At 58.9% G+C, this 19,385-nt stretch carries 16 protein-coding genes; 8 read left to right on the top strand and 8 right to left on the bottom strand.

Annotated elements, in window-relative coordinates; genetic code table 11:
- Positions 1–49: 49 nt before the first annotated feature.
- The 4 genes from pdxA (at position 50) to RIKMI_RS0109860 (ending at position 5,437) form a co-directional block, all read left to right on the top strand.
- Complete coding sequence (gene pdxA / locus RIKMI_RS13830) at positions 50–1,249, top strand: 4-hydroxythreonine-4-phosphate dehydrogenase PdxA (protein ID WP_084135258.1); 1,200 nt, start codon at positions 50–52, stop codon at positions 1,247–1,249.
- A gap of 95 nt (positions 1,250–1,344) precedes the next feature.
- The gene (gene hisS / locus RIKMI_RS0109875) at positions 1,345–2,724 is read left to right on the top strand and encodes a histidine--tRNA ligase (protein ID WP_027291471.1); all 1,380 of its coding nucleotides are present in this window, start codon (positions 1,345–1,347) and stop codon (positions 2,722–2,724) included.
- A gap of 70 nt (positions 2,725–2,794) precedes the next feature.
- Positions 2,795–4,297 carry a GDSL-type esterase/lipase family protein gene (locus RIKMI_RS14395; RefSeq protein ID WP_051214495.1) on the top strand — a complete coding sequence of 501 codons (1,503 nt, stop codon included), beginning with the start codon at positions 2,795–2,797 and terminating at the stop codon, positions 4,295–4,297.
- A 99-nt stretch (positions 4,298–4,396) separates the two neighbouring features.
- Positions 4,397–5,437, top strand: a complete 1,041-nt coding sequence (locus tag RIKMI_RS0109860; RefSeq protein ID WP_027291470.1) for a peptidoglycan DD-metalloendopeptidase family protein — start codon at positions 4,397–4,399, stop codon at positions 5,435–5,437.
- Positions 5,438–5,918: 481 nt separating this feature from the next.
- On the opposite strand, the gene RIKMI_RS13810 is transcribed toward RIKMI_RS0109860, so the two are convergent.
- The 5 genes from RIKMI_RS13810 to RIKMI_RS0109835 all read right to left on the bottom strand — a co-directional run bounded on the left by RIKMI_RS13810 (position 5,919) and on the right by RIKMI_RS0109835 (position 12,315).
- Positions 5,919–7,184, bottom strand: coding sequence for a BaiN/RdsA family NAD(P)/FAD-dependent oxidoreductase (locus tag RIKMI_RS13810; protein ID WP_051214494.1), 1,266 nt, complete (start codon positions 7,182–7,184; stop codon positions 5,919–5,921).
- Positions 7,177–7,926 carry a copper homeostasis protein CutC gene (locus tag RIKMI_RS0109850; protein WP_027291469.1) on the bottom strand — a complete coding sequence of 250 codons (750 nt, stop codon included), beginning with the start codon at positions 7,924–7,926 and terminating at the stop codon, positions 7,177–7,179. Before RIKMI_RS0109850 ends, RIKMI_RS13810 begins: the two co-directional genes overlap by 8 nt.
- Positions 7,920–9,635, bottom strand: coding sequence for a M23 family metallopeptidase (locus tag RIKMI_RS0109845; protein WP_027291468.1), 1,716 nt, complete (start codon positions 9,633–9,635; stop codon positions 7,920–7,922). The genes RIKMI_RS0109850 and RIKMI_RS0109845 overlap by 7 nt, the downstream gene beginning before the upstream one ends.
- Before the next feature lie 531 nt (positions 9,636–10,166).
- Positions 10,167–11,594: a CCA tRNA nucleotidyltransferase gene (locus RIKMI_RS0109840; protein WP_027291467.1), complete on the bottom strand. Its 1,428-nt coding sequence runs from the start codon at positions 11,592–11,594 to the stop codon at positions 10,167–10,169.
- Entirely contained in the window at positions 11,581–12,315 is a 735-nt protein-coding gene (locus RIKMI_RS0109835; protein ID WP_027291466.1) for a pyridoxine 5'-phosphate synthase, read from the bottom strand. Before RIKMI_RS0109835 ends, RIKMI_RS0109840 begins: the two co-directional genes overlap by 14 nt.
- 487 nt (positions 12,316–12,802) lie before the next feature.
- On the opposite strand from RIKMI_RS0109835, the gene RIKMI_RS0109830 reads away from it, so the two are divergent.
- Together RIKMI_RS0109830 and RIKMI_RS0109820 are read left to right on the top strand one after the other, a co-directional pair.
- Positions 12,803–13,591: an NAD(+)/NADH kinase gene (locus tag RIKMI_RS0109830; protein WP_027291465.1), complete on the top strand. Its 789-nt coding sequence runs from the start codon at positions 12,803–12,805 to the stop codon at positions 13,589–13,591.
- A gap of 935 nt (positions 13,592–14,526) precedes the next feature.
- On the top strand, positions 14,527–14,901 hold the full coding sequence (locus RIKMI_RS0109820; protein ID WP_027291463.1) for an MmcQ/YjbR family DNA-binding protein: 375 nt from the start codon (positions 14,527–14,529) through the stop codon (positions 14,899–14,901).
- A gap of 277 nt (positions 14,902–15,178) precedes the next feature.
- Here the strand turns inward: RIKMI_RS0109820 and RIKMI_RS0109815 are convergent, their stop codons facing one another.
- Positions 15,179–15,760: a DUF3109 family protein gene (locus RIKMI_RS0109815; RefSeq protein ID WP_027291462.1), complete on the bottom strand. Its 582-nt coding sequence runs from the start codon at positions 15,758–15,760 to the stop codon at positions 15,179–15,181.
- Positions 15,761–16,075: 315 nt separating this feature from the next.
- Here RIKMI_RS0109815 and RIKMI_RS14390 point away from each other — a divergent pair, with 315 nt between their 5' ends.
- Both RIKMI_RS14390 and RIKMI_RS0109805 read left to right on the top strand, forming a co-directional pair.
- A complete protein-coding gene (locus RIKMI_RS14390) occupies positions 16,076–16,618 on the top strand; it encodes a DUF4293 domain-containing protein (protein WP_051214493.1) in 543 nt (180 codons plus the stop codon).
- Positions 16,619–16,763: 145 nt separating this feature from the next.
- Entirely contained in the window at positions 16,764–17,531 is a 768-nt protein-coding gene (locus RIKMI_RS0109805; RefSeq protein ID WP_051214492.1) for a class I SAM-dependent methyltransferase, read from the top strand.
- Positions 17,532–17,570: 39 nt separating this feature from the next.
- Here RIKMI_RS0109805 and trxA read toward each other — a convergent pair whose 3' ends face one another.
- Both trxA and RIKMI_RS0109790 read right to left on the bottom strand, forming a co-directional pair.
- Positions 17,571–17,936 carry a thioredoxin gene (gene trxA / locus RIKMI_RS0109800; RefSeq protein ID WP_037291821.1) on the bottom strand — a complete coding sequence of 122 codons (366 nt, stop codon included), beginning with the start codon at positions 17,934–17,936 and terminating at the stop codon, positions 17,571–17,573.
- Positions 17,937–18,593: 657 nt separating this feature from the next.
- Positions 18,594–19,325, bottom strand: a complete 732-nt coding sequence (locus RIKMI_RS0109790; protein WP_027291459.1) for a LolA family protein — start codon at positions 19,323–19,325, stop codon at positions 18,594–18,596.
- Positions 19,326–19,385: the final 60 nt, after the last annotated feature.

The raw sequence follows: 19,385 nt of genomic DNA, 5'->3' as shown, positions 1-19,385 counted from the left end.
GTTTTTTGATTAACTTTGTCCAAAGGTAGGTAAAATTAAGCATATTCTTATGGACAAGATAAAGGTGGGGATCACCCACGGCGACTTCAACGGGATCAGTTACGAGATCATCATCAAATCGTTGCTCGATCCGCGCATTTTCGACCTCTGCACGCCGGTGGTGTACGGGTCGGCCAAAGTGGCGGGGTATTACAAGGGGCTGATTCCGGATGCCGAAGGTTTCAGCTTCAATATCATAACCGACCCGGCGCAGGCCAACCCCAAGCGGGCCAACATGATCGTCTGCGTGGACGAGAACGTGAAGATCGATCCGGGGCAACCGACGGTGCTCAGCGGCCAGTACGCCATCGCGTCGCTGAATGCGGCGGTGCGCGACCTCAAGGCCGGCAAGATCGACGTGCTGGTAACCTGCCCGATCAACAAGAAGAATACCACGGGCGACGACTTCGGTTTCATCGGCCATACGGAATACCTCGCGGCGCAGTTCGGCGATACCGAACCGCTGATGTTCATGGTCAGCGACGTGCTGAAAGTGGGGCTCGTGACGATGCACGTGCCGTTGGCTAAGGTCCCGGAGGCGGTAACCACCGAGGCGGTGCTGAACCATATCCGCGCGATCCGGCGGTCGCTGGAACGCGATTTCAATATCGTGGGGCCGAAGATCGCCGTGCTGGGGCTGAATCCCCATGCCGGCGACGACGGCCTGCTGGGGCCGGAAGAGCAGGAGATCATCATTCCCGCCCTGCAATCGGCCCGGTACGAAAACATCCTGGCTTTCGGGCCGTTCGCTGCCGACGGTTTCTTCGGCAGCGGGGCTTATCGGAAGTTCGACGCCGTGCTGGCGATGTATCATGACCAGGGGCTGGCCCCGTTCAAAGCGCTGACTTTCGCGGACGGGGTCAATTTCACGGCGGGCCTCTCCGTCGTGCGCACCTCGCCGGCCCACGGAGTCGGGTTCGACATCGCCGGCAAGATGGTAGCCGATGCTTCGCCGATGCGGGCGGCCATTTACCAGGCGATCGATATTTATCGCAACCGGCAGGTGTTCGACCGGGCGGCGGCCGATCCGTTGCAGCATTTTTCGAAAAACGAGCGCAACGATCGGGGCGACGGCGCCGGACGCGGCGGCAATCGCCGCGGCGGTGCCGACCGCGATGCGGACGTGTCCGACCTGCTCAAAGATACGCCGGACACGGACGGGGCGGTCGCGGCGCAGGCGACCGTCGTAACGACCCGGGCGACGGAATGACCTTGTTCCGGAATCGGAGCCGGGCCTGCCATCCATGCGGCGGGTCCGGTATTTCATTGTATTTTTTGAGATCAATCGTGTAAGTAAATACGTCAATGGCTGTACAGAAACCATCCATACCCAAAGGCACGCGCGACTTTTCGCCCGTCGAAATGGCCCGCCGCAATTACCTGTTCGACACTATTAAAAGCGTTTTCCGCCGCTACGGTTTCCAACCGCTCGAAACGCCCAGCATGGAAAACCTCTCCACCCTGCTCGGCAAATACGGCGAAGAGGGCGACAAACTGCTCTTCAAAGTGCTCAATTCCGGTAATTTCCTCAAAGGAATCGATGCCGAAGAGGTGCAGGCCGCCGCGGAGAGCGACAACCCCGTCGTGCTGGGCAACAGGATTTGCGAAAAGGGGCTGCGCTACGACCTGACCGTTCCGTTCGCGCGGTATGTCGTGCAGCACCAGAACGAACTCGTCTTTCCGTTCAAACGTTACCAGATACAGCCCGTATGGCGTGCCGACCGACCGCAGAAAGGACGTTACCGCGAATTCTACCAGTGCGACGTGGACGTGGTGGGGTCGAAATCTCTGCTCAACGAAGTGGAGCTGATCCAAATCGTGCAGGAGGTGTTCGCCGCGCTGAAGATCCGCGTTACTCTGAAGATCAACAACCGCAAGATACTTTACGGCATATCGGAGACCATCGGCCATGCCGACAAGATGATGGACATCACCGTGGCCATCGACAAACTGGACAAAATCGGTCTCGACGCCGTGAATGAAGAGCTGGCCGGACGCGGGCTTTCGCCGGAGGCTGTCGCCGCCTTGCGGCCGATCCTCGAACTGAGCGGCTCGAACCGCGAGAAACTGGCCGCTATCACCGCCATCATCGGGGAAAAGTCGGCGACCGGCCTCAAGGGAATTCAGGAAGTGACGACCATTCTCGACTATGCCGAGGCGTTGGGCGTCGTGCTGCCGGTGGAACTCGACCTTTCGCTGGCACGCGGGCTGAACTATTACACGGGGGCCATTTTCGAAGTCAAAGCCATGGACTTTCCGATGGGGAGCATCTGCGGCGGGGGACGGTACGACGACCTGACGGGTATTTTCGGCCTGCCGGATACATCGGGCGTCGGCATCAGTTTCGGCGCCGACCGGATCTACGACGTGCTGCTCGGACTCGATCTTTTCCCGGCCGAAACGGCGCAGAGCGTACGGGCGCTGTTCGTCAATTTCGGCGGCGCGGAAGAACTCGGAGCGCTCAGATTGCTGTCGGAAGTACGCCGGGCCGGTATTGCCGCCGAAATCTATCCGGAAGCCGCGAAGATGAAAAAACAGTTCGATTACGCGCAGAAACGCGACATTCTGTATATGGTGTTCGTCGGCGAGAACGAGTTGGCGGCACGGACCGCGACGGTCAAAAATATCGTGACGGGGGAACAGCGCAGCATCCCGTTCGAGGCCGTAGCCGATTCCCTCCGGTAAAACCATGTGCCGATCCCGTTCCGGCGGCAGGGGACGCGGTTCGTATGCCTGCCGTACAATCATTTCCCATATGAAACTGTCTGTCGTTATATCGTTGTTTTGCCTGGTCGCGTGGCTGGGGCGTTCCCCCGTGCGTGCCGGGGAACAAAGCGCCGGGGACCTGAACCTGATCTTCATCGGAAACAGCATCACGCAGGGAGCTTTGTTGCGACAACCGGCGCAGGAAGCTCCTCCGGCGGTTACCGGGCGATTGCTGGAACAGGAGCCGGGGATAGGACGGGTGCAGGTAGCCAATCTGGGGGTGTCCGGATCGACTACGGTCGATTGGCTGCCGGACAGCGGATCCTTATTCTCCCGGATCGTCGAAGCGGGCGACCGTTTCGTCCGGGAGGATGCCACGTTGATTTTCTCCATCATGCTCGGTACCAACGACAGTGCCGTCGAAGGCCCCAATGGGGCTCCCGTCGGCAAGTCCCGTTACGTGGGCAACCTGTCGCAAATCATCGACAGCCTTGCCCGCCGTTATCCCCGTGCCCATTTCGTCCTTCACCATCCTTTGTGGTATTCGGCCAATACCTATAACGGCGCCCGGTATCTTCAGGAGGGACAAGACCGGCTCCGCAGCTATATTCCCGGTATCGATTCCCTGATCGACGCCTATCGCAGCCAGGGCCGGAACTATCTACACCGGGGAGCCACCCGGGGCTGGCGGCTTTTCGAACGCGAAGCCGCCGCTCTGTTCACTCCCGAAACGGGCCTTGCCGGCACGTTCTATCTCCACCCCAATAAAGAGGGGGCCGAACGCCTGGCCCGGCTGTGGGAAGAAAAAATCTACGATTTGTACCGTCGCCTCCATCCCCGGACGGTCGCCTTGAGCCACGAAGGTGCTTGCGTGCAGGTTTATCCGGCCGAACGAGGCCATGCCCGAAAAGCCGTGTTGATTTGTCCCGGCGGAGGCTACGGCATGGTGGCCGTCGAACACGAAGGCACGCAGATCGCCCGCTGGCTCAGCCGTAACGGCATTACGGCCGTCGTACTCAAATACCGCCTTCCCGAAGGAAATCCCCGCGTGCCCCTCGCCGATGCGGCCGAAGCGCTCGGGCTTATCCGCCGGTATCGCGAAGAATGGGGCGGTTATACCCAAATCGGCATTATGGGCAGTTCGGCCGGCGGCCATCTGGCTTCCGCCCTGGCCACCCGCGCCGTCGGGGATACGGCCCTCGATTTCCAGATTCTGCTCTATCCGGTGATCTCCATGGAGCCGGAGATTACTCATGCAGGCTCCCGCATCAACTTATTGGGGAATGCCCCTTCGCAGTCCGATATCCGGGAGTTCAGCAACGAACGGCGGGTTACCGATCGGACACCGCGTGCTTTCATGGCCCTTTCCGCCGATGATACGGGCGTGCCTGTCGAAAATTCCCTGCGGTATTTCGATGCTCTGCGGGAACACGGCATTCCCGTCAGCATGCACATCTATCCCGACGGCGGACACGGCTGGGGTTTTCGTCCCGATTTTCGCCGTAAAACCGGATGGCACCGGCAGTTGCTCCTTTGGCTCGATACTTTCTGACCGTTTGTTAATTGCTCGACCGTAAAAATATCCGGCTTCCCGATAATAAACCGTCCGTAACCTTCGTTTGCTAACCGCAAACGAATCCGGAAAACATATATGCGTAAAAATTCTATATTTCGTTTCGGCCTGCTGGCCGTCCTGACTTTTACGGCGGTCGTGCCCGCGAACGGACAGCGCCGCCGCGGGGGGCCTCCGGCTGCTCCCCGGCTCGAAGACCTGCCCCGCCGCCCGATGGATACCATCGCTACGGCCGACCCGGAAACCAAGGTCATTATTTTCAGTAACAATACGTGGGAATATTATCGCCCTTCGCTGGAGAGGATGGACGATCTGCCCGTTTACCGGAACAATTGGGATACCGCTTCGGTCTTCTCGTACCGCAATATCGAACTGAACGACCTGCCGTCGGTCATCGAACTCAGGATGATCGACAGCATCAGCCAGTTCTGTTGTCCGGTGCAGGGAAAGGTGCTTTCCAAATACGGCCCCCGCAGGCGCAGGAGCCATAACGGTATCGACGTGCCGATGAAGGTCGGCGAACCGGTTCTGGCCGCTTTCGACGGCAAGGTGCGCTATTCCAGATACAATACCGGCGGGTTCGGCAATCTGGTCATCATCCGGCATCCGAACGGCCTGGAAACCTGGCACGCCCATCTGTCCAAACTGAATGTCGAAGTGGGGGATTATGTCAAAACGGGCCAGGTGATCGGTTATGTCGGGGCCACGGGGCGGGCGTACGGGCCACATCTGCACTTCGAGGTGCGGTACTGCGACCAGAGTTTCGACCCGGAACATCTGTTCGATTTCGAAAAGGGGATGCTCAAGTACCAGACTTTCGCGCTGGAGCGGTCGTATTTCAATATCCATTCGCGGGCGTCCGACGAACTGGACGAGGAGGAGTGGGAAGATCAGGAGATTGCCAATACCCTGCTGGCCGAGGCGGACGATTCGACGACGATCCGGGCGGCGCAGCCCAAACCTGCCGGCAGCGGCCCGGTTTACCATATCGTCAGGAAAGGCGATATTCTCGGTCGAATCGCGCTGCGTTACGGGACGACGATTACGAAAATCTGCCAGCTCAACGGTATCGACCGCAACGGTATCCTGCGGCTGGGGCAGCGGTTGCGCGTCAAGTAGGGCCGTTGTTCGGCCGGGTTCGCTTTCCGTCCCGTTTTGTCCGTAGTCGATCGGACAAAACGGGACTTTTCGTTCGTGCCGGCTGTTACGAAATGGGGCGTCGTTCCTGCGGATCGGATCCGGGTTCCCGCCTTTCCGGAGCCGTCGTACCGATGTGAGGAACGGGGAAAATGGTCGGGTTGTTCAGATGGCGGATTGCCCGGTAATCGAACAGCTGAAATAAGATTCCGTGTCGGCGGAAGCCTCTGAGTGCTACGGGCTGCCCGCGCATACCGAACCCTGCATTACAATCGTCCCTATTAATTTTGGTAAGTATATACGACTTGACCCTATATCATATGCACACTTGATTTTCAGTATATTTCGGTCCGCGCCCACCCCCTTAAGCAGAGAAAAGCCCCGATCCCCTGTACCGAGCGGCACCGCAGGGCCGTTTAGAGAGATCATTGCCCGATTTTGGGTAATGTCGTATATACTTACCTTAATTTTTATGAGCCGGGACTCCGACCGTACCGACTGCCGATTTTCCGGCCAGATAGCCGGTCGAAAAGGCCACCTGGATATTGTAACCGCCGGTATCGGCATCGATGTCCAGCAGTTCGCCCGCGAAATAGAGGCCTCCGATTTTTCTCGACTCAAGGGTCAGCGAATCAACTTCCGACAGATCGACCCCGCCTGCCGTAACGATCGCCTCCGTGAACGGACGGTAGTCCCGCACCGGGAAACGCCACCCTTTCAGAACGGAAACCAGCCGTTCCGTATCCTGCGCCGAGAGTTTACCCAGCGGCAGCGACAACGGCAAAGCCGCCTTTTTCGCCATGATCTGCCTTAATTGGGGCGGCAGTAATTTCTGTAAAAGCAGTTTTACCGACGCTTCGTTGCCCAGGCTTGCCATTTCGCGGCCGATCCGGTTCCGTAGTTTTTCCGCGCTCAGGGCCGGTTTCAGATCGATGACCGCTTCCACCCGGTTGCCGTCCGAGAGAGCGTCCACCGCCGTGCGGCTCGCTTGCAGCACGATCGCCCCGCCCATAACCCCTTCGGCCGTGAACTCCATCTCGCCGAACCGCCTCTCCGCCGCCGAACCGTTCACGAGCAGAGACAGTTCCACGTTCCGCAGCGCCAAACCTTTCAGCCCCTTCGGCACCTCCGCTTCCAGCGGTACCAGCGCGGGCCGGAGCGGTTCGATCCGGTGGCCGGCTTTATAAGCCATTTCATGTCCCTCGCCGGTCGATCCGGTAGCCGGGTAGCTGACTCCCCCGGTCGCCAGCAGTACCGCCCGCGCCTCCAGGCGCTCGCCCGATTCCAGCACGACGCCGGCGACCGTATTATGCTCTATCCGCAGCGAGGCGACCGGCGCATGGCACCGGATTTCGGCGCCGCTGCGCGAAGTCCAGCTTACCAGAGCATCGGCCACATCCCACGCCTTGCCCGAAGCCGGGAAATAGCGTCCGCCGCGCTCGCAGGCCAGGGGTACGCCCAGCATTTCGATGAAACGGACAGCCGCCCGGTTGTCGAACATCCGGAACGCAGTGCCGAAAAAATCGGCTCCCTGCCGTACTTTCGCAAGGAATTCCTCCCGCGGACGGTCGTTGGTTACGTTGCACCGCCCCTTGCCCGTGATGCGCAGCTTACGGGCGGGTTTTTCCATCTTCTCCAGCAGCAGTACCCGCCGCGCGCCCGCCGCAGCCGCCGTACCGGCCGCCATCAGCCCCGCCGGGCCGCCCCCCACTACGATCAGGTCATACATGACGCAGCGCTTCGATCGACCGGGCGACTCTTTCGGGGTCGGTGATGTCGCGGGCGAACTCTTCGACCGTGACCGTTCCTCCCATCGAAACCCGCTCGTTACGGTACTCCATCCCTCCCTCGACACGATGCCGTGCCGACATATGGAACTCCTGCGCCCCCGTCCGGCGGGCCAGCTCCGCCACGTTGTTTTCATTCACGCCGCAACCCGGCATGATGACGATCCGCCCGGCGGCGCGTTCCACCAGACGGGCGATCAGTTCGGCCCCCTGAGGCGCGGTCGCCTCCTGTCCGGAGGTCAGGATACGGTCGAATCCCAGCGCGATGATCTGTTCCAGGGCTTCGAACGGGTCTCGGCAGACATCGAAAGCCCGATGGAATGTCGTCGAAAGGCTTCCGGCCGCCTGTTTCAACTCCCGATTGCGTTCCGCGTCGATGGTTCCGTCCGCCTTCAGGCAGCCGAAGACCACTCCGTCGGCTCCGGCGGCTTTCGCCGCCTCGATGTCGAGCAGCATCGTCTGAATCTCTGCCGGAGTGTAGAGAAAATCGCCTCCGCGCGGGCGGATGATGACGTTCATCCGGATGCCGATCGCCCGTCGGGCGGTCACCATCTCGCCGTAACTGGGGGTCGTACCTCCTTCCGGGATTCCGGCGCACAGTTCCACGCGGGCCGCGCCGCCCTGTTCCGCCGCGACGCAGCTCGCCGCCGAATTGGCGCATACTTCGATAACAGGCCTTACCATATATATGTACTTTTAAAAGTTTTCGTGTTTCCTTTGGCGTCGCGCACCGTCAGCACGACGGCATGCTTTGCCGGCGTTTCGCCCCGTGTCGGCGCGTGTTCCATCGTCCGGCTTTTCGGATCCCAGGCCAGCAATTCCCACCGACCGTCCACGGTCAGGGTGTAACGCACGATACCCGAAAGGTCGTCCGTCACCCGCCACCGCAGGGTTTTGCCTGCCGGAATCCGTACACCGGAACCATAAACGGCCCGGATGACCGGCGCGAGGGTATCTACCGCCACGGCGAAGCTGCCGAGCCGTTTGACCGAAGCGGTTACCAGCCCGGAAACTGCGTCCCAACGGCCGCCCATGTTCGTCGGTTTTCCGTCCGCCGCGACGGATACCAGCAGGGCTTTCGGCCGCAGGGATTCGGGCAGTCCGGCTGCTCCGATGCCGATCGTCGCGGCTTTCTGCAACGGCACGTCGGCAGAGCCGATCCGCACCACGGGTATGCCGCATACGGTGTCCCGGCAGGCCGAAAGATGCATCGATTCGTACAAAGCGCCTCCGGGAATCGCCACGGTCGCGTCCGGCAGCCGGAATGTCCTGCCTTCCCACCACGGGACGGGATCGCCCTGCGGTACTTCGGCGCATAAAGCGGTTCCCCGTTCGATCCGGAATTTCAGCACCGTCCGGTTGCCTGCGTCGTCCGTTACGGTCGTCTCGATCCGGCGGGACGCGCTGTCTTCGACGGAGATCGTCCCGTCGCCCGACCTCCGGCTCTGGCCGTAAACGGCCAGGCGGTTGTGCGGCGATACGTAGGCCCGCAATACGGAGGTACGCCGGGCTTTATGGTTCTCCGGATAATCGACGAAGGTATTGACATATGCGTTGGTGGCGAAATCGAGCCGGTCGATGGCGAACGAAAAGTTGGGGCTGCCGTCCACCCGCTGTTCGATGGCGTAAACGCCCATCGTATTGGATTTTCCGTCTTTGTAGTCGATCGTTTCGTAGGCCAGGTATCCTTTGCGGCCGAGGTACAGCACCGAATCTTCGGGAACGGCGGTACCGTCGGGCAGGGTCCGTACGGCTACGCTTTGCCGCAGGGTCCGGTAAGGTGCGCCGTTGGCTGAGTCCGTTTCGTACAACAGGATGCGGCTGATGGTCGGCGACACGCGGTCGGCCACTTTGAAAACGCCTTCGGCGACGAGGTTTCGGGGACGGCCCTGCGGGTCGCGTATCTCGAAATGGAGGTGGGGGCCGCCTGAAGATCCCGTATTGCCGAGGTAGGCGATCGGTTCGCCCTGCCGGACGGGAAACATCCCTTTTTCGGGATAGAGATCGACGCGGAACGACCGTTTAGCGTATTGCCGCTCCCGTACCCACCGGGCGATCCGGGGCGCGAAACGGTCGAGGTGGCCGTAAACCGAGGTTTCGCCGTTGGGATGGGTCACGTACAGCACATGGCCGTAACCGGTGGGCGATACGCCCACGCGCGATATGTAGCCGTCGGCTACGGCGTAAACCGGGCTGCCGACGCCTTGCAGGGCTTTGATATCCATACCGGTGTGGAAGTGGTCGGAGCGTATCTCGCCGATGTTTCCGGCGAGCGTAATGGCGAAACCGACCGGAGACCGGTAGTATTCCGGGCCGTAGCTTTTCCCGGCGGCTTGTCCGCCGGCCAGGGCGCCCGCCCCGACCGCGATGATGAGTATTTTTCTGAAAATCATATTTCTCAGTCTTTTATGGAGGGTGTATCCGGTACGGACCGGTCGGAATCATTCCGGGTTTTCTGCGCAGGCAGCTGCAATCGGTGTGGAACCGTACAATTATTTCTACGGTCGGACGCCCGGGAGGTCTCGGGTAATTACAGCCCGGCCCCCTGTGCCGAGCGGCACCGGGCCTCACGAGGGGGAGGCGTCCGGCCCGCCCGCTGACGCGGAAACTTAGTTTTAACCGTAGGTTTAATGGTAAGTCGGGCGCTTGGAAATGGCCACGGTTTAGGGTAATTACAGCCCGGTTCGTGTTTCGAGCGGTATCGGACTTACCGAGAGAAAAGTACCGGCCCGCCGCAGGCGCGGAAACTTAGTTTAACCGAACGGTGAATGGAGCCGTTTTAGCCGGCCTCCCCTGTACAGGCCGGGGCCGGTCGGTATGCGGGCCGGATAGCTGTCAAGCCCAGGTTATCGTCTTCCGGCGGGATATGGGCCGAAGGAATAGTCTACGATTCATATCCCGGTTTTCGGGCAGCCGCGTGTCCGTTATCGCGACGCCGGGGTCAGCCCTTCCTCCGCCGCCAGTTTTTCCATCAGGGCGTAAGCCGCATCGTATTCGTTCGGTATCTCGCCGTCCAGGATCGCGTTTTTGATCTGCTCCTTGATGATCCCTACCGTGCGGCACGGCGGAATCCCGTAAGTCTCCATAATGATTTCGCCCGTGATCGGCGGTTGGAAGTTGCGGATATGGTCTTTTTCTTCGATCTCTTTCATCTTGCGCCTCACCAGTGCGAAATTCGCCAGGTAACGACGCACCTTCGCGTCGTTGCCGGAGGTGATGTCCGCTTCGCACAGTGTCATCAGATCCTCCACATCGTCGCCCGCTTCGAACAGCAGCCGCCGGACCGCCGAGTCCGTCACCTCGTCTTCCGACAGGATGATCGGCCGCAGGTGCAGGAAGACCAGTTTCTGCACGTATTTCATCCGCTCGTCCATCGGCAGTTTCTGTTCGCGGAAAATGCCCGGAATCATTTTCGAACCGACCACCTCGTGTCCGTGGAACGTCCAGCCGACCCGCTCGTCCCAGGCTTTCGTGCGCGGTTTGCCGATGTCGTGCAGCAGGGCCGCCCACCGCAGCCACAGGTTGTCGGCGTGGGGAACGATGTTGTCCAGCACTTTCAGCGTGTGGATGAAATTGTCTTTGTGCGCCCGTCCGCGCACAGTATCGACTCCTTTGAGTTTCGACAGCTGGGGAAAAAACAGTTCCAGCAAGCCGCTTTCGTCGAACAGCCGCCAGCCTTTCGACGGTCTCGGCGACCGCATGATCTTTTCGACTTCGGCGGCGATACGTTCTCTCGAAATGATTTTGATCCGTTCGCGGTTACGACGGATGGCGGCGAAAGTCTCCGATTCGATCCGGAAATCGAGCTGCGTGGCGAACCGGACGGCTCGTACCATCCGCAACGGATCGTCCGAAAATGTGGTGTCGGGATCGAGCGGCGTACGGATCAATTGCGCCTCCATGTCTTCCATACCTTCGAACGGATCGACCAGCCGGCCGAAGTTGTCGGCGTTCAGGCCGAACGCCATGGCGTTGATGGTGAAGTCGCGTCTGCGCTGGTCGTCTTCCATCGTCCCGTCTTCGACGATCGGTTTGCGGGAGTCGGCCCGGTACGATTCACGCCGCGCCCCGACGAATTCCACTTCCCACTTTCCGACGCGCAGCATGGCCGTGCCGAAGTTCCGGAACACATTGACTTTGCTCTTCACTTCGCGTCCCAGCTCTTCGGCCACGGCGATACCGCCCCCTGTACCGCCGCCGACGATTACGATGTCGATATCGGTACAGGGACGCATCAGGTAATAGTCGCGCACGAAGCCTCCGATCGCGTATGCCTGCACGCCGCGCCGGTCGGCGATGGCGCCGATACGGCGGAAGAGAGGGTCGCTCAGCGCTCGGTTACCGTTTCCCATGGGCCGCGTTCTGGAGTTTTTGCAGATAGAGGCGCACTGTGTTTTCGAGACCGAGGTAAAGGGCTTCGGAAATCAGGGCGTGGCCGATGGATACTTCGAGCAGCCCGGGAATGCGGGCTGCGAAATATTCGAGGTTTTCGAGGCTCAGGTCATGACCGGCATTGACGCCGAGACCGCACTCACGGGCGGTTTCCGCGGCGGCGGCGAAGGGGGCTATGGCCCGTTCCGGGTCGGTCTTGTAACCGGTAGCGTAGGCTTCGGTGTAGAGTTCCACGCGGTCGGTGCCGGTAGCCACGGCGGCTTCGACCATTCGGGGATCGGCTTCCACGAAAATGGAGACGCGGATCCCGTTTTCCTTGAACCGGGCTACGATATCCCGAAGCATGTCGCGGTGCGCTACGGTGTCCCATCCGGCATTGGAGGTGATGGCGTCGGGGCCGTCGGGAACGAGGGTTACCTGTGCGGGCTTCACTTCGTTCACGAGTTCGATGAAGCGTTCGCCGGGATAGCCTTCGATGTTGAATTCGGTGGTCAGTATGGGTTTCAGTGCACGCACGTCGGCGTAACGGATATGCCGTTCGTCGGGACGGGGATGCACGGTGATGCCCTGCGCGCCGAATCGTTCGATGTTGCGGGCGGCTTCGAGCAGGTCGGGCATGTTGCCGCCGCGGGAATTACGCAGGGTGGCGATCTTATTGATGTTTACACTTAACTTGGTCATATTTTTCCCTATTTTTGCTCCTGTTTAAATCGTTCGTTTATCCGTTACATTAGAGTTCGGAGACAACCGTTCTTTCTTTGAAAAGCAAAAACCGACAAGCAACCTCGGCCATCGAACTCGTTCGGGTGGCCGAGACTCTGGGGGAAGGCGAAGCCGAATTTCCGAGCAGTCGTGTGCGCCTCGGGTTTCGCAGTTTTCTGCGCTCCGGACGCGGGTTTGTATGAAACGATAGCCCGCACCCAAGACCTGAACTTCGGCCTGTCGCCCTCCCCCCGTGGCGCAAAGCGCCAGGGCGACAAGGCCGGCGGTTCTGCGAACCGCAAAACAACGGGCTGTCGTTCCGATCGAAAAAGCCTGAATAAAAACGCTCTATTCACGCTGGCAGCGTCGGTTGTGAACAAAGAGAACAGTCATCTCAAACCTCAACTGCACGAATAAAACGAACGATTTAAGCGAACAAAGATAGCAAAATTTGAGCCACCCGATTATGAAAATCGCCTTATACTCCCGTCCCGAGAACCCTTCGTTGCCCGTTATGATCGACGAACTCCGGCGTCGGAGCCTCGATTTCGCGTTCAACCCCGACACCCCCGCCGGGTACGATCTCGCTCTGAGTTTCGGCGGCGACGGCACCTTTTTGAGTACCGTGCGCAGGATGGGAGAGAGTCACATCCCGATTCTGGGTATCAACTCCGGGCGGCTCGGCTTTATGGCCGCCGTGGCTCTGGAAGACATAGGCAAAGCGATGGACGAGCTGCAAAGCGGGCGGTACACCATCGAGGAACGCACCCTCCTACAAGCGAGAGGCGGCGTGAACGGATTGGCTGTCAATGAATTCACGATACAAAAAGACGGGACCGCGATGATTTCGGTAGAGATCGGCATCGACGGCGAGAACGTGGCGACCTACTGGGCCGATGGGGTGATCGTATCGACCTCCACCGGTTCGACCGCCTATTCGATGAGCGTCGGCGGGGCGATATTGGCCCCCGGATGCCGGTGCCTGATCCTGTCGCCCATCGCGCCGCACAACCTGAATATCCGGCCGCTGGTGGTGCCCGATACGAGTACCGTTACGTTGAAGATGACGACCCGAAACGGCAGCGGGGCGATCGCGACGATCGACAATCGGGAATGCCTTGTCGCGAACGGCACGGAATTCGAGCTGGCCAAGGCCCCGCATATGCTGCGAGTGGTGCGTCCGGCCGGCAACTCTTTCTATAAGACATTACGAAACAAACTGTTGTGGGGCGTCGATGCGCGGAATAATAATTAACATTAGGTTTAAAAAGTACTCCCGGCGACTTACATTGGTGTCGAAGTACGGGTAGAGGCTGCAAACCCGGGAATGTGCGGTTTTCCGTTCCGACGGGAGTCGGGAGCGGGGAATCGCATTCCCGGCGACTTCTTTGTCTCCTTTTTGGTTGCTCAACCGACGCAACAGCCGAGAGCCATCGGGGTTGGCTTCGCTTTCCTCCTCGCCGTTCGGCAGTGCTTAAGCTAACTTGCACTGCTCTCACCGGCAGCGTCGGTTGCACGAATGGCCGAGGCGCCAGGAGGAACCGAGCAGCGTACCGAGGCCAGAGGCCGTTTACGGACTATGGCGAGGAAGCCACAGGCAAACCGTAGGTAAAAAAGGAGATGCCTCGCTGGCATGAGGCGTCCGGAGAAACCGATGCCCCCGCGACAGGAGTGGGCGAAGAAAGAACAAACGCCTGTCGGCGAAAGACGTTACAATTAACCGTACGGTTAATCGTCCGCGTAGCGGTCAGCCCGGAGCCACCCCGGGCGAAGGGCTGCAACTCGCAAAGCTCGTTTGGCCCTCGCTGGCTCCGGCCTTGAATTTGCGAATTAAAAGTACGATTTAAGAAAAAATATATACGACTTTACCTAAATCGGGTAATGATCGTTATAAAGGGCCTGGGGTACCGCCGGCATCGGGGATAGGGGGCTTCGCTTAAAGGGGGCAAAGAACAAAATTATGTGAATATCAAGCACATATTCATATATACTTACCTTAAAAAATATAGCCGCTGGTTTGAAATGTAACTCCGGATCGGATTCCCCATCGGCGTATTCCATACGTTTGGGACAATAGAAAGAAAGGCGGAACGGGGCACGATGCGTCGGAGTGAGAAAACAGGTCTTCGCGTAGAGGGTTGCCCGCCACGCAAGGTACGACACGGAGCCGCAAAACTTGACAGAAAAATTATGAATATCGAAGAAATACGCGACTATTGCCTCTCGAAAGCCTGCGCCAGCGAGGCGTTTCCGTTCGACGAAGACACGATGGTCTTCCGCGTGGGCGATATCGCGACCCAGCGGGGCAAGATATTCGCGCTCTGCTCATTGCAGCGGTCGGATTACATCCTGCTCAAATGCGACCCGGAACGGGCCGTAGAACTGCGCGACCGGTATCCCGAAGAGATCGAACCGGGGTGGCACATGAACAAAAGGCTGTGGAACGGCGTTTTCCTGACCGGCCCGCACCTGACCGACGCCGATATTCGGACGATGATCGACCATTCTTACGAATTGGTCGCCGCATCGTTACCCAGACGACGCCGGGAAGAGTTGGGCCTGTAAGACCGAAAAAGAAGAGCGAATGACGGCGGAGTGCCCGCGCAGGCCGTACCTACGGTCGGCATCGGGCAGCGGAGGACGATAAATTCAGCACTCCGCCGGACTTCCGTAAAGAGTTCAGTCAAAGGTCGGGAAGGAACGTGATGCAGAGTCTGTCCCGGCGGAACGGTTCCGGACAGTCGGCCCCGGAGCCGGTTTCTCAAGAGGCTGCCCTGACAAGGTACAGTCGTACGTATGTTCCGGAAGCGATCCCCTTTCCGCCCGTCAGGAATGTCCGGCATCAGAGTTCGCCCATTTTCCGGAGTTCCGTTTCGCAGGCTTCCATCTCGTTATAAAAATCCGTACCGAAACGCCTGACGATCGGTTCGCGCAGGGTTTTGTACAGCGGTTCGCCGTGGGCGGCCCCCAAAACCTCGGCAGCCCGGCAGATGTCCCAGCGGTGGTATTGCAAACCGGTCATTCCGTTCGACAATCTAACCAGCCGGATCGGATACAGATGACAGGAGACCGGTTTGCGGAACGGCGTTTTACCTTCGCTCCATGCCTTTTCTATCGCGCACCATGTCACGCCGTTCTCCCGTATGGTATAAGCGCATTCGGCCCCATCGACCAACGGCGTGGTCAGGTCGCCCTCCTCGTCGAGCACCGCCACTCCCTGTTCTTCGACCGACTTTCGGCCCTCCGGTGTCATATACGGCGCGTAATGGTTCCATTCGTTTTCCAGCAGGGCGATCTCCTCTTCGTCGAGCGGCGCGCCCGCGTTTCCCTCTACACAACATTCGCCGCGGCATGCGCCGAGGTCGCAGCGGAAACGGGCGGTGAACAGGTCGAGGCTGATGATCTTGTCGTCTATCTGTATCATGGCAGGAGTGGTTCGATCGGGCAAAGGTAATAAGTATAGACGACTTTACCCCATTTTATCATTACACCTGATCTTTAACGGATTATGTCCGATGCCAACCCGCCTTCCGCAGAGAAGGCCCCCGGCCCCGCACCGGGCGGCAACGCGGGGCCTCCGGGGAGATCGCAGTCCGATATGGGGCAAGGGCGCATATGCTGGCCATATTTTCTTATCTTTGCCCGTACAAATACCGGCTCGGACAGACCGCATTCCGGCGAACTCCGGAGTCTTGTGCTGTCTGCGGCCGTTGTCGAATCCGATTTAACGAAAAGAATTATGTTGCAACGTATCCAGACCGTCCACCTGCTGATTGTCGTGGCACTGATGGCCGTGATGTTTTTCCCGAATTACGCGACCGTAAAAATGGGAGCGCCGCTGCCTGCCGGTACGGTCGAAACGGTGGGGGCCGACAGTACGATTACGCGGGTAGTCGTGCCCGCCGGCGTAGAGGAGGAGATCACGTTCAATCTCTGGGGAATTTATCAGAACGGGCAGAAAGCCGTGCCGACCACCTATATGGCGGTGCTGGTGATTCTGACGCTCGTCCTGGCTTTCGCGACCGTTTTCCTGTACCGGAAGCGGTGGATACAGGTGCGGCTCTGTTTCGCGATGGCGATCATGCTGTTGGGCATCGAGGCTTTCATCGCCCTGTATATCTATAAACTGAAAGAGATTCTGGACACGATGATGCGGGATTATGCGGTCAAGTATTCGGTGGCGGATGTGCTGCCGCTCGTGGCGTTGGTTTTCGTCTATTTCGCGTTCCGGGGCGTGTCGAAAGACATCGCTCTGATCAAATCGCTCGATCGTATCCGCTGATCCGGCCGATGAGAGGCGGAAATCCGGATTTCGGTGAAAGGCGGCCTTGTCGGGATGTACGGGCCGCCTTTCCGGTCTCGTCACCGGTATGCCTGTGTCACTGCCGGAACGTGTCTGAATACGCCGTTCATCTTTTCGAAACGCTATGGAACCCCAACAGATTCCCGTCATCGACCCGGCGCTTGTCGAAGATTTTTTCCGTCGGCTGCCCCGGCAAGGCCCCGGCAGCGAAGAGGCGACGCTTTGCGCATGGAAGCATGTCGGTTTTTTGCCGGAAGATGCCCGGATCGCCGATATCGGCTGCGGTACCGGGGGGCAGACGCTGACATTGGCCCGACATACCGGAGCGCAGATCACAGCTCTCGACATTTCGGCGAAATTCGTCGCCGACTTGAATGCCCGTGCCGCACAGGCGGGGGTCGATACCCGCCTGCGGGCGATCGCAGGGTCGATGGAAAATTTGCCTTTCGCCCCGGAGACATTCGATTTGATCTGGTCGGAAGGCGCCGTCTACCATATCGGCTTCGGGCGTGGTTTGCGCGAATGGAGGCAATATCTCCGACCGGGAGGCACTGTCGCCGTTACGGAACTGAGCTGGCTGAAACCCGTACGTCCGGAAGAGATCGAACGGTATTTCGCGGATAACGGCATCGCGCCGCATACTGCCGTGGAAAACCTGCGGATCATGGAGCGGGCCGGTTATCTGCCGTCGGCTCATTTCGTTCTGCCCGAAACTTGTTGGACGGATAATTATTATCGTCCGATGGAACGGGTCATGGACGCGTTTCTCGACGAACACGCCCATTCCGCACCGGCGCGACATTTCGTCGAACGGATGCGTGAAGAGATCGATTTTTACGACCGATACGGAGATTGTTTCAGTTATGTTTTCTATATCGGGCGCAGGGACTGAGCAACGCGTGGCGGGAACCGATGGTTCCCGCCACGCGTTTTATTCGACCAGCAGCACCTCTTCGATCATTCTTTTCAGATCGGGTTTGGCCATGGCCCCCTGCACCATCTGAGGACGTCCCGACAGCGGGCAGAACAGCAGCGAAGGGATGCTCCGGATGCCGAATGCTGCGGCCAGTTCCGGTTCGGCTTCGATATCCACTTTGTATATGTCCAGCCTGCCGGCATATTCTTCGGCCAGTTCTTCGAGTACCGGGGCTACCATGCGGCACGGCCCGCACCAGGATGCGTAGAAATCCACCAAAGAGGGCCTCTCGCCCAGATATTTCCATTCCGAGGGGTTCGATTCGTAATCGACGACTTTGCTCAGAAATTCGGTTTTGGTCAGTTCTCGGGTCTTCTTCATAATCGTAGTTTTTGTGATTCCTTTCAGTCTTTCGCAAAGGTAAGTATATCCGACCTTACCCTTTTTATAAGCAGTTACATACTATTTTACACGGTATGATTTTTCGGCTCGCGCCGGATCTTCCGGGTATTTCGCCGGGCTTGCACCGTCTCGTGCCGTCCGGCGTGGAGCCGAAACAGGGTCGTGTAAAGTCGTATATAGTCGCCTTTTATATTTACATGGGTTTTCAGCTGTTTCCGGACCTCGCCCACCCTCTCGGGCAGAGAAAGTTCCCGGCCGGTGTGCCCGCGGCACCGCAGGGCCGTTCGGGGAGATCGTTGCACGGTTTTGGGTAAAGTCGCGTATAACCGCCTCCGCAAATATCGTTCCATGCCCGTTTGCCAAGTAAAAAGCCCCTAACCGCATCGGGGGTTAAGGGCTTCGGCTCCGTACAGGGTAAAGGATAAATAACAAGAGGTATGAACCTGTCCGAAGTTTTCAGGCCGTTTAAAGGCAGATAAATAGATACGACTTTGTCCGAAATCGGGCCACGGCTTCTCCCCTCGGTTTCTCGCCCGGGTCGAAAGGACAGCCGGAGGAAGAGCAGGTCTTCCCGGTCAAACCGGACGATATCGTATGTACTTGCCGAAATAATTCCGGCGGCGTTTTAACCGGCTTCTATTCCGGTTTGGCGAACAGGCTGTCCGCAGCGGGATAGGCGTATTGCAGGGCCTTGATCTCCAGGGTCATCATGGGCGAGCCGTTCACCAGCATCTTGTACAGGGAGGGTAATTTCACCTTGCCGTACGACCGGTAGGCGCTGAAGTTCATCCGTGCGGACTGGGTTTGTCCTCCCTGCTCGATATCCATCGTGAGGAAAGATACCAGGCCGTTTTCTTTGTCGAAATAGACCACCATGTTGCCGACCTGCGGCTGCGGTTTTTTCGGCGTCATCAGCACACCCGTATAAGTACGGCCTCCCTCCTGTACCTCGCCGGCCAGTTTATAGGAGTAATCCTTTTTGTTCCAGCGGTAATTCTGGCTGACGTTGGTTTGTTCCCTGAGCTGGGCCATCATCTCGTCGGGCATCGGCATCGTACCCTGCCCCGGTATGCTGACCCAGCCCTTCTCCCCGTCGGTGACCATTCTCATCTTCTGGCCCGCCACTTCCATGTCCACGTTCATTTTGCCCGGCTCCTTGAGCACCATTGTCATCGGCATGGCCATACCCTGCACCTCGGCGACGACCTCCATCATCACGCAGGTCATTTCGGAAGGCGAGAGTCGGTCCAGTCCCGTGGCGCGTTCGTATCGTTCGATAACGGCGTCCGCGCCGTCGTTCTGTGCCTGTACCGGCATTGCCGCCAGTCCCGCGCAAAGAACGGCCGCCCAAAGGAGAATTTTTTTCATGGAAACGTGTGTTAAATTCGGATTTCTGCCGTTAAAGGTACGTTATTTATTCCGATTTGA

Origin of the sequence: Rikenella microfusus DSM 15922, from assembly GCF_000427365.1 — a bacterium.
GTDB lineage: Bacteria > Bacteroidota > Bacteroidia > Bacteroidales > Rikenellaceae > Rikenella > Rikenella microfusus.
Note: the sequence above shows the minus strand (reverse complement) of the source record. Positions and strands in the feature narration are given on the sequence as shown.

Excerpts from the sequence above, each read along its gene's own strand:
- RIKMI_RS0109835 (WP_027291466.1), bottom strand. The coding sequence starts at position 12,315 with ATGACCAAGTTAAGTGTAAACATCAATAAGATCGCCACCCTGCGTAAT.
- RIKMI_RS0109805 (WP_051214492.1), top strand. The coding sequence starts at position 16,764 with ATGGAACCCCAACAGATTCCCGTCATCGACCCGGCGCTTGTCGAAGAT.
- trxA (WP_037291821.1), bottom strand. The coding sequence starts at position 17,936 with ATGAAGAAGACCCGAGAACTGACCAAAACCGAATTTCTGAGCAAAGTC.
- hisS (WP_027291471.1), top strand. The coding sequence starts at position 1,345 with ATGGCTGTACAGAAACCATCCATACCCAAAGGCACGCGCGACTTTTCG.
- RIKMI_RS14390 (WP_051214493.1), top strand. The coding sequence starts at position 16,076 with ATGTTGCAACGTATCCAGACCGTCCACCTGCTGATTGTCGTGGCACTG.
- RIKMI_RS0109845 (WP_027291468.1), bottom strand. The coding sequence starts at position 9,635 with ATGATTTTCAGAAAAATACTCATCATCGCGGTCGGGGCGGGCGCCCTG.
- RIKMI_RS0109860 (WP_027291470.1), top strand. The coding sequence starts at position 4,397 with ATGCGTAAAAATTCTATATTTCGTTTCGGCCTGCTGGCCGTCCTGACT.
- RIKMI_RS0109840 (WP_027291467.1), bottom strand. The coding sequence starts at position 11,594 with ATGGGAAACGGTAACCGAGCGCTGAGCGACCCTCTCTTCCGCCGTATC.
- RIKMI_RS0109820 (WP_027291463.1), top strand. The coding sequence starts at position 14,527 with ATGAATATCGAAGAAATACGCGACTATTGCCTCTCGAAAGCCTGCGCC.
- RIKMI_RS14395 (WP_051214495.1), top strand. The coding sequence starts at position 2,795 with ATGAAACTGTCTGTCGTTATATCGTTGTTTTGCCTGGTCGCGTGGCTG.
- RIKMI_RS0109790 (WP_027291459.1), bottom strand. The coding sequence starts at position 19,325 with ATGAAAAAAATTCTCCTTTGGGCGGCCGTTCTTTGCGCGGGACTGGCG.
- pdxA (WP_084135258.1), top strand. The coding sequence starts at position 50 with ATGGACAAGATAAAGGTGGGGATCACCCACGGCGACTTCAACGGGATC.
- RIKMI_RS0109815 (WP_027291462.1), bottom strand. The coding sequence starts at position 15,760 with ATGATACAGATAGACGACAAGATCATCAGCCTCGACCTGTTCACCGCC.
- RIKMI_RS0109850 (WP_027291469.1), bottom strand. The coding sequence starts at position 7,926 with ATGGTAAGGCCTGTTATCGAAGTATGCGCCAATTCGGCGGCGAGCTGC.
- RIKMI_RS0109830 (WP_027291465.1), top strand. The coding sequence starts at position 12,803 with ATGAAAATCGCCTTATACTCCCGTCCCGAGAACCCTTCGTTGCCCGTT.
- RIKMI_RS13810 (WP_051214494.1), bottom strand. The coding sequence starts at position 7,184 with ATGTATGACCTGATCGTAGTGGGGGGCGGCCCGGCGGGGCTGATGGCG.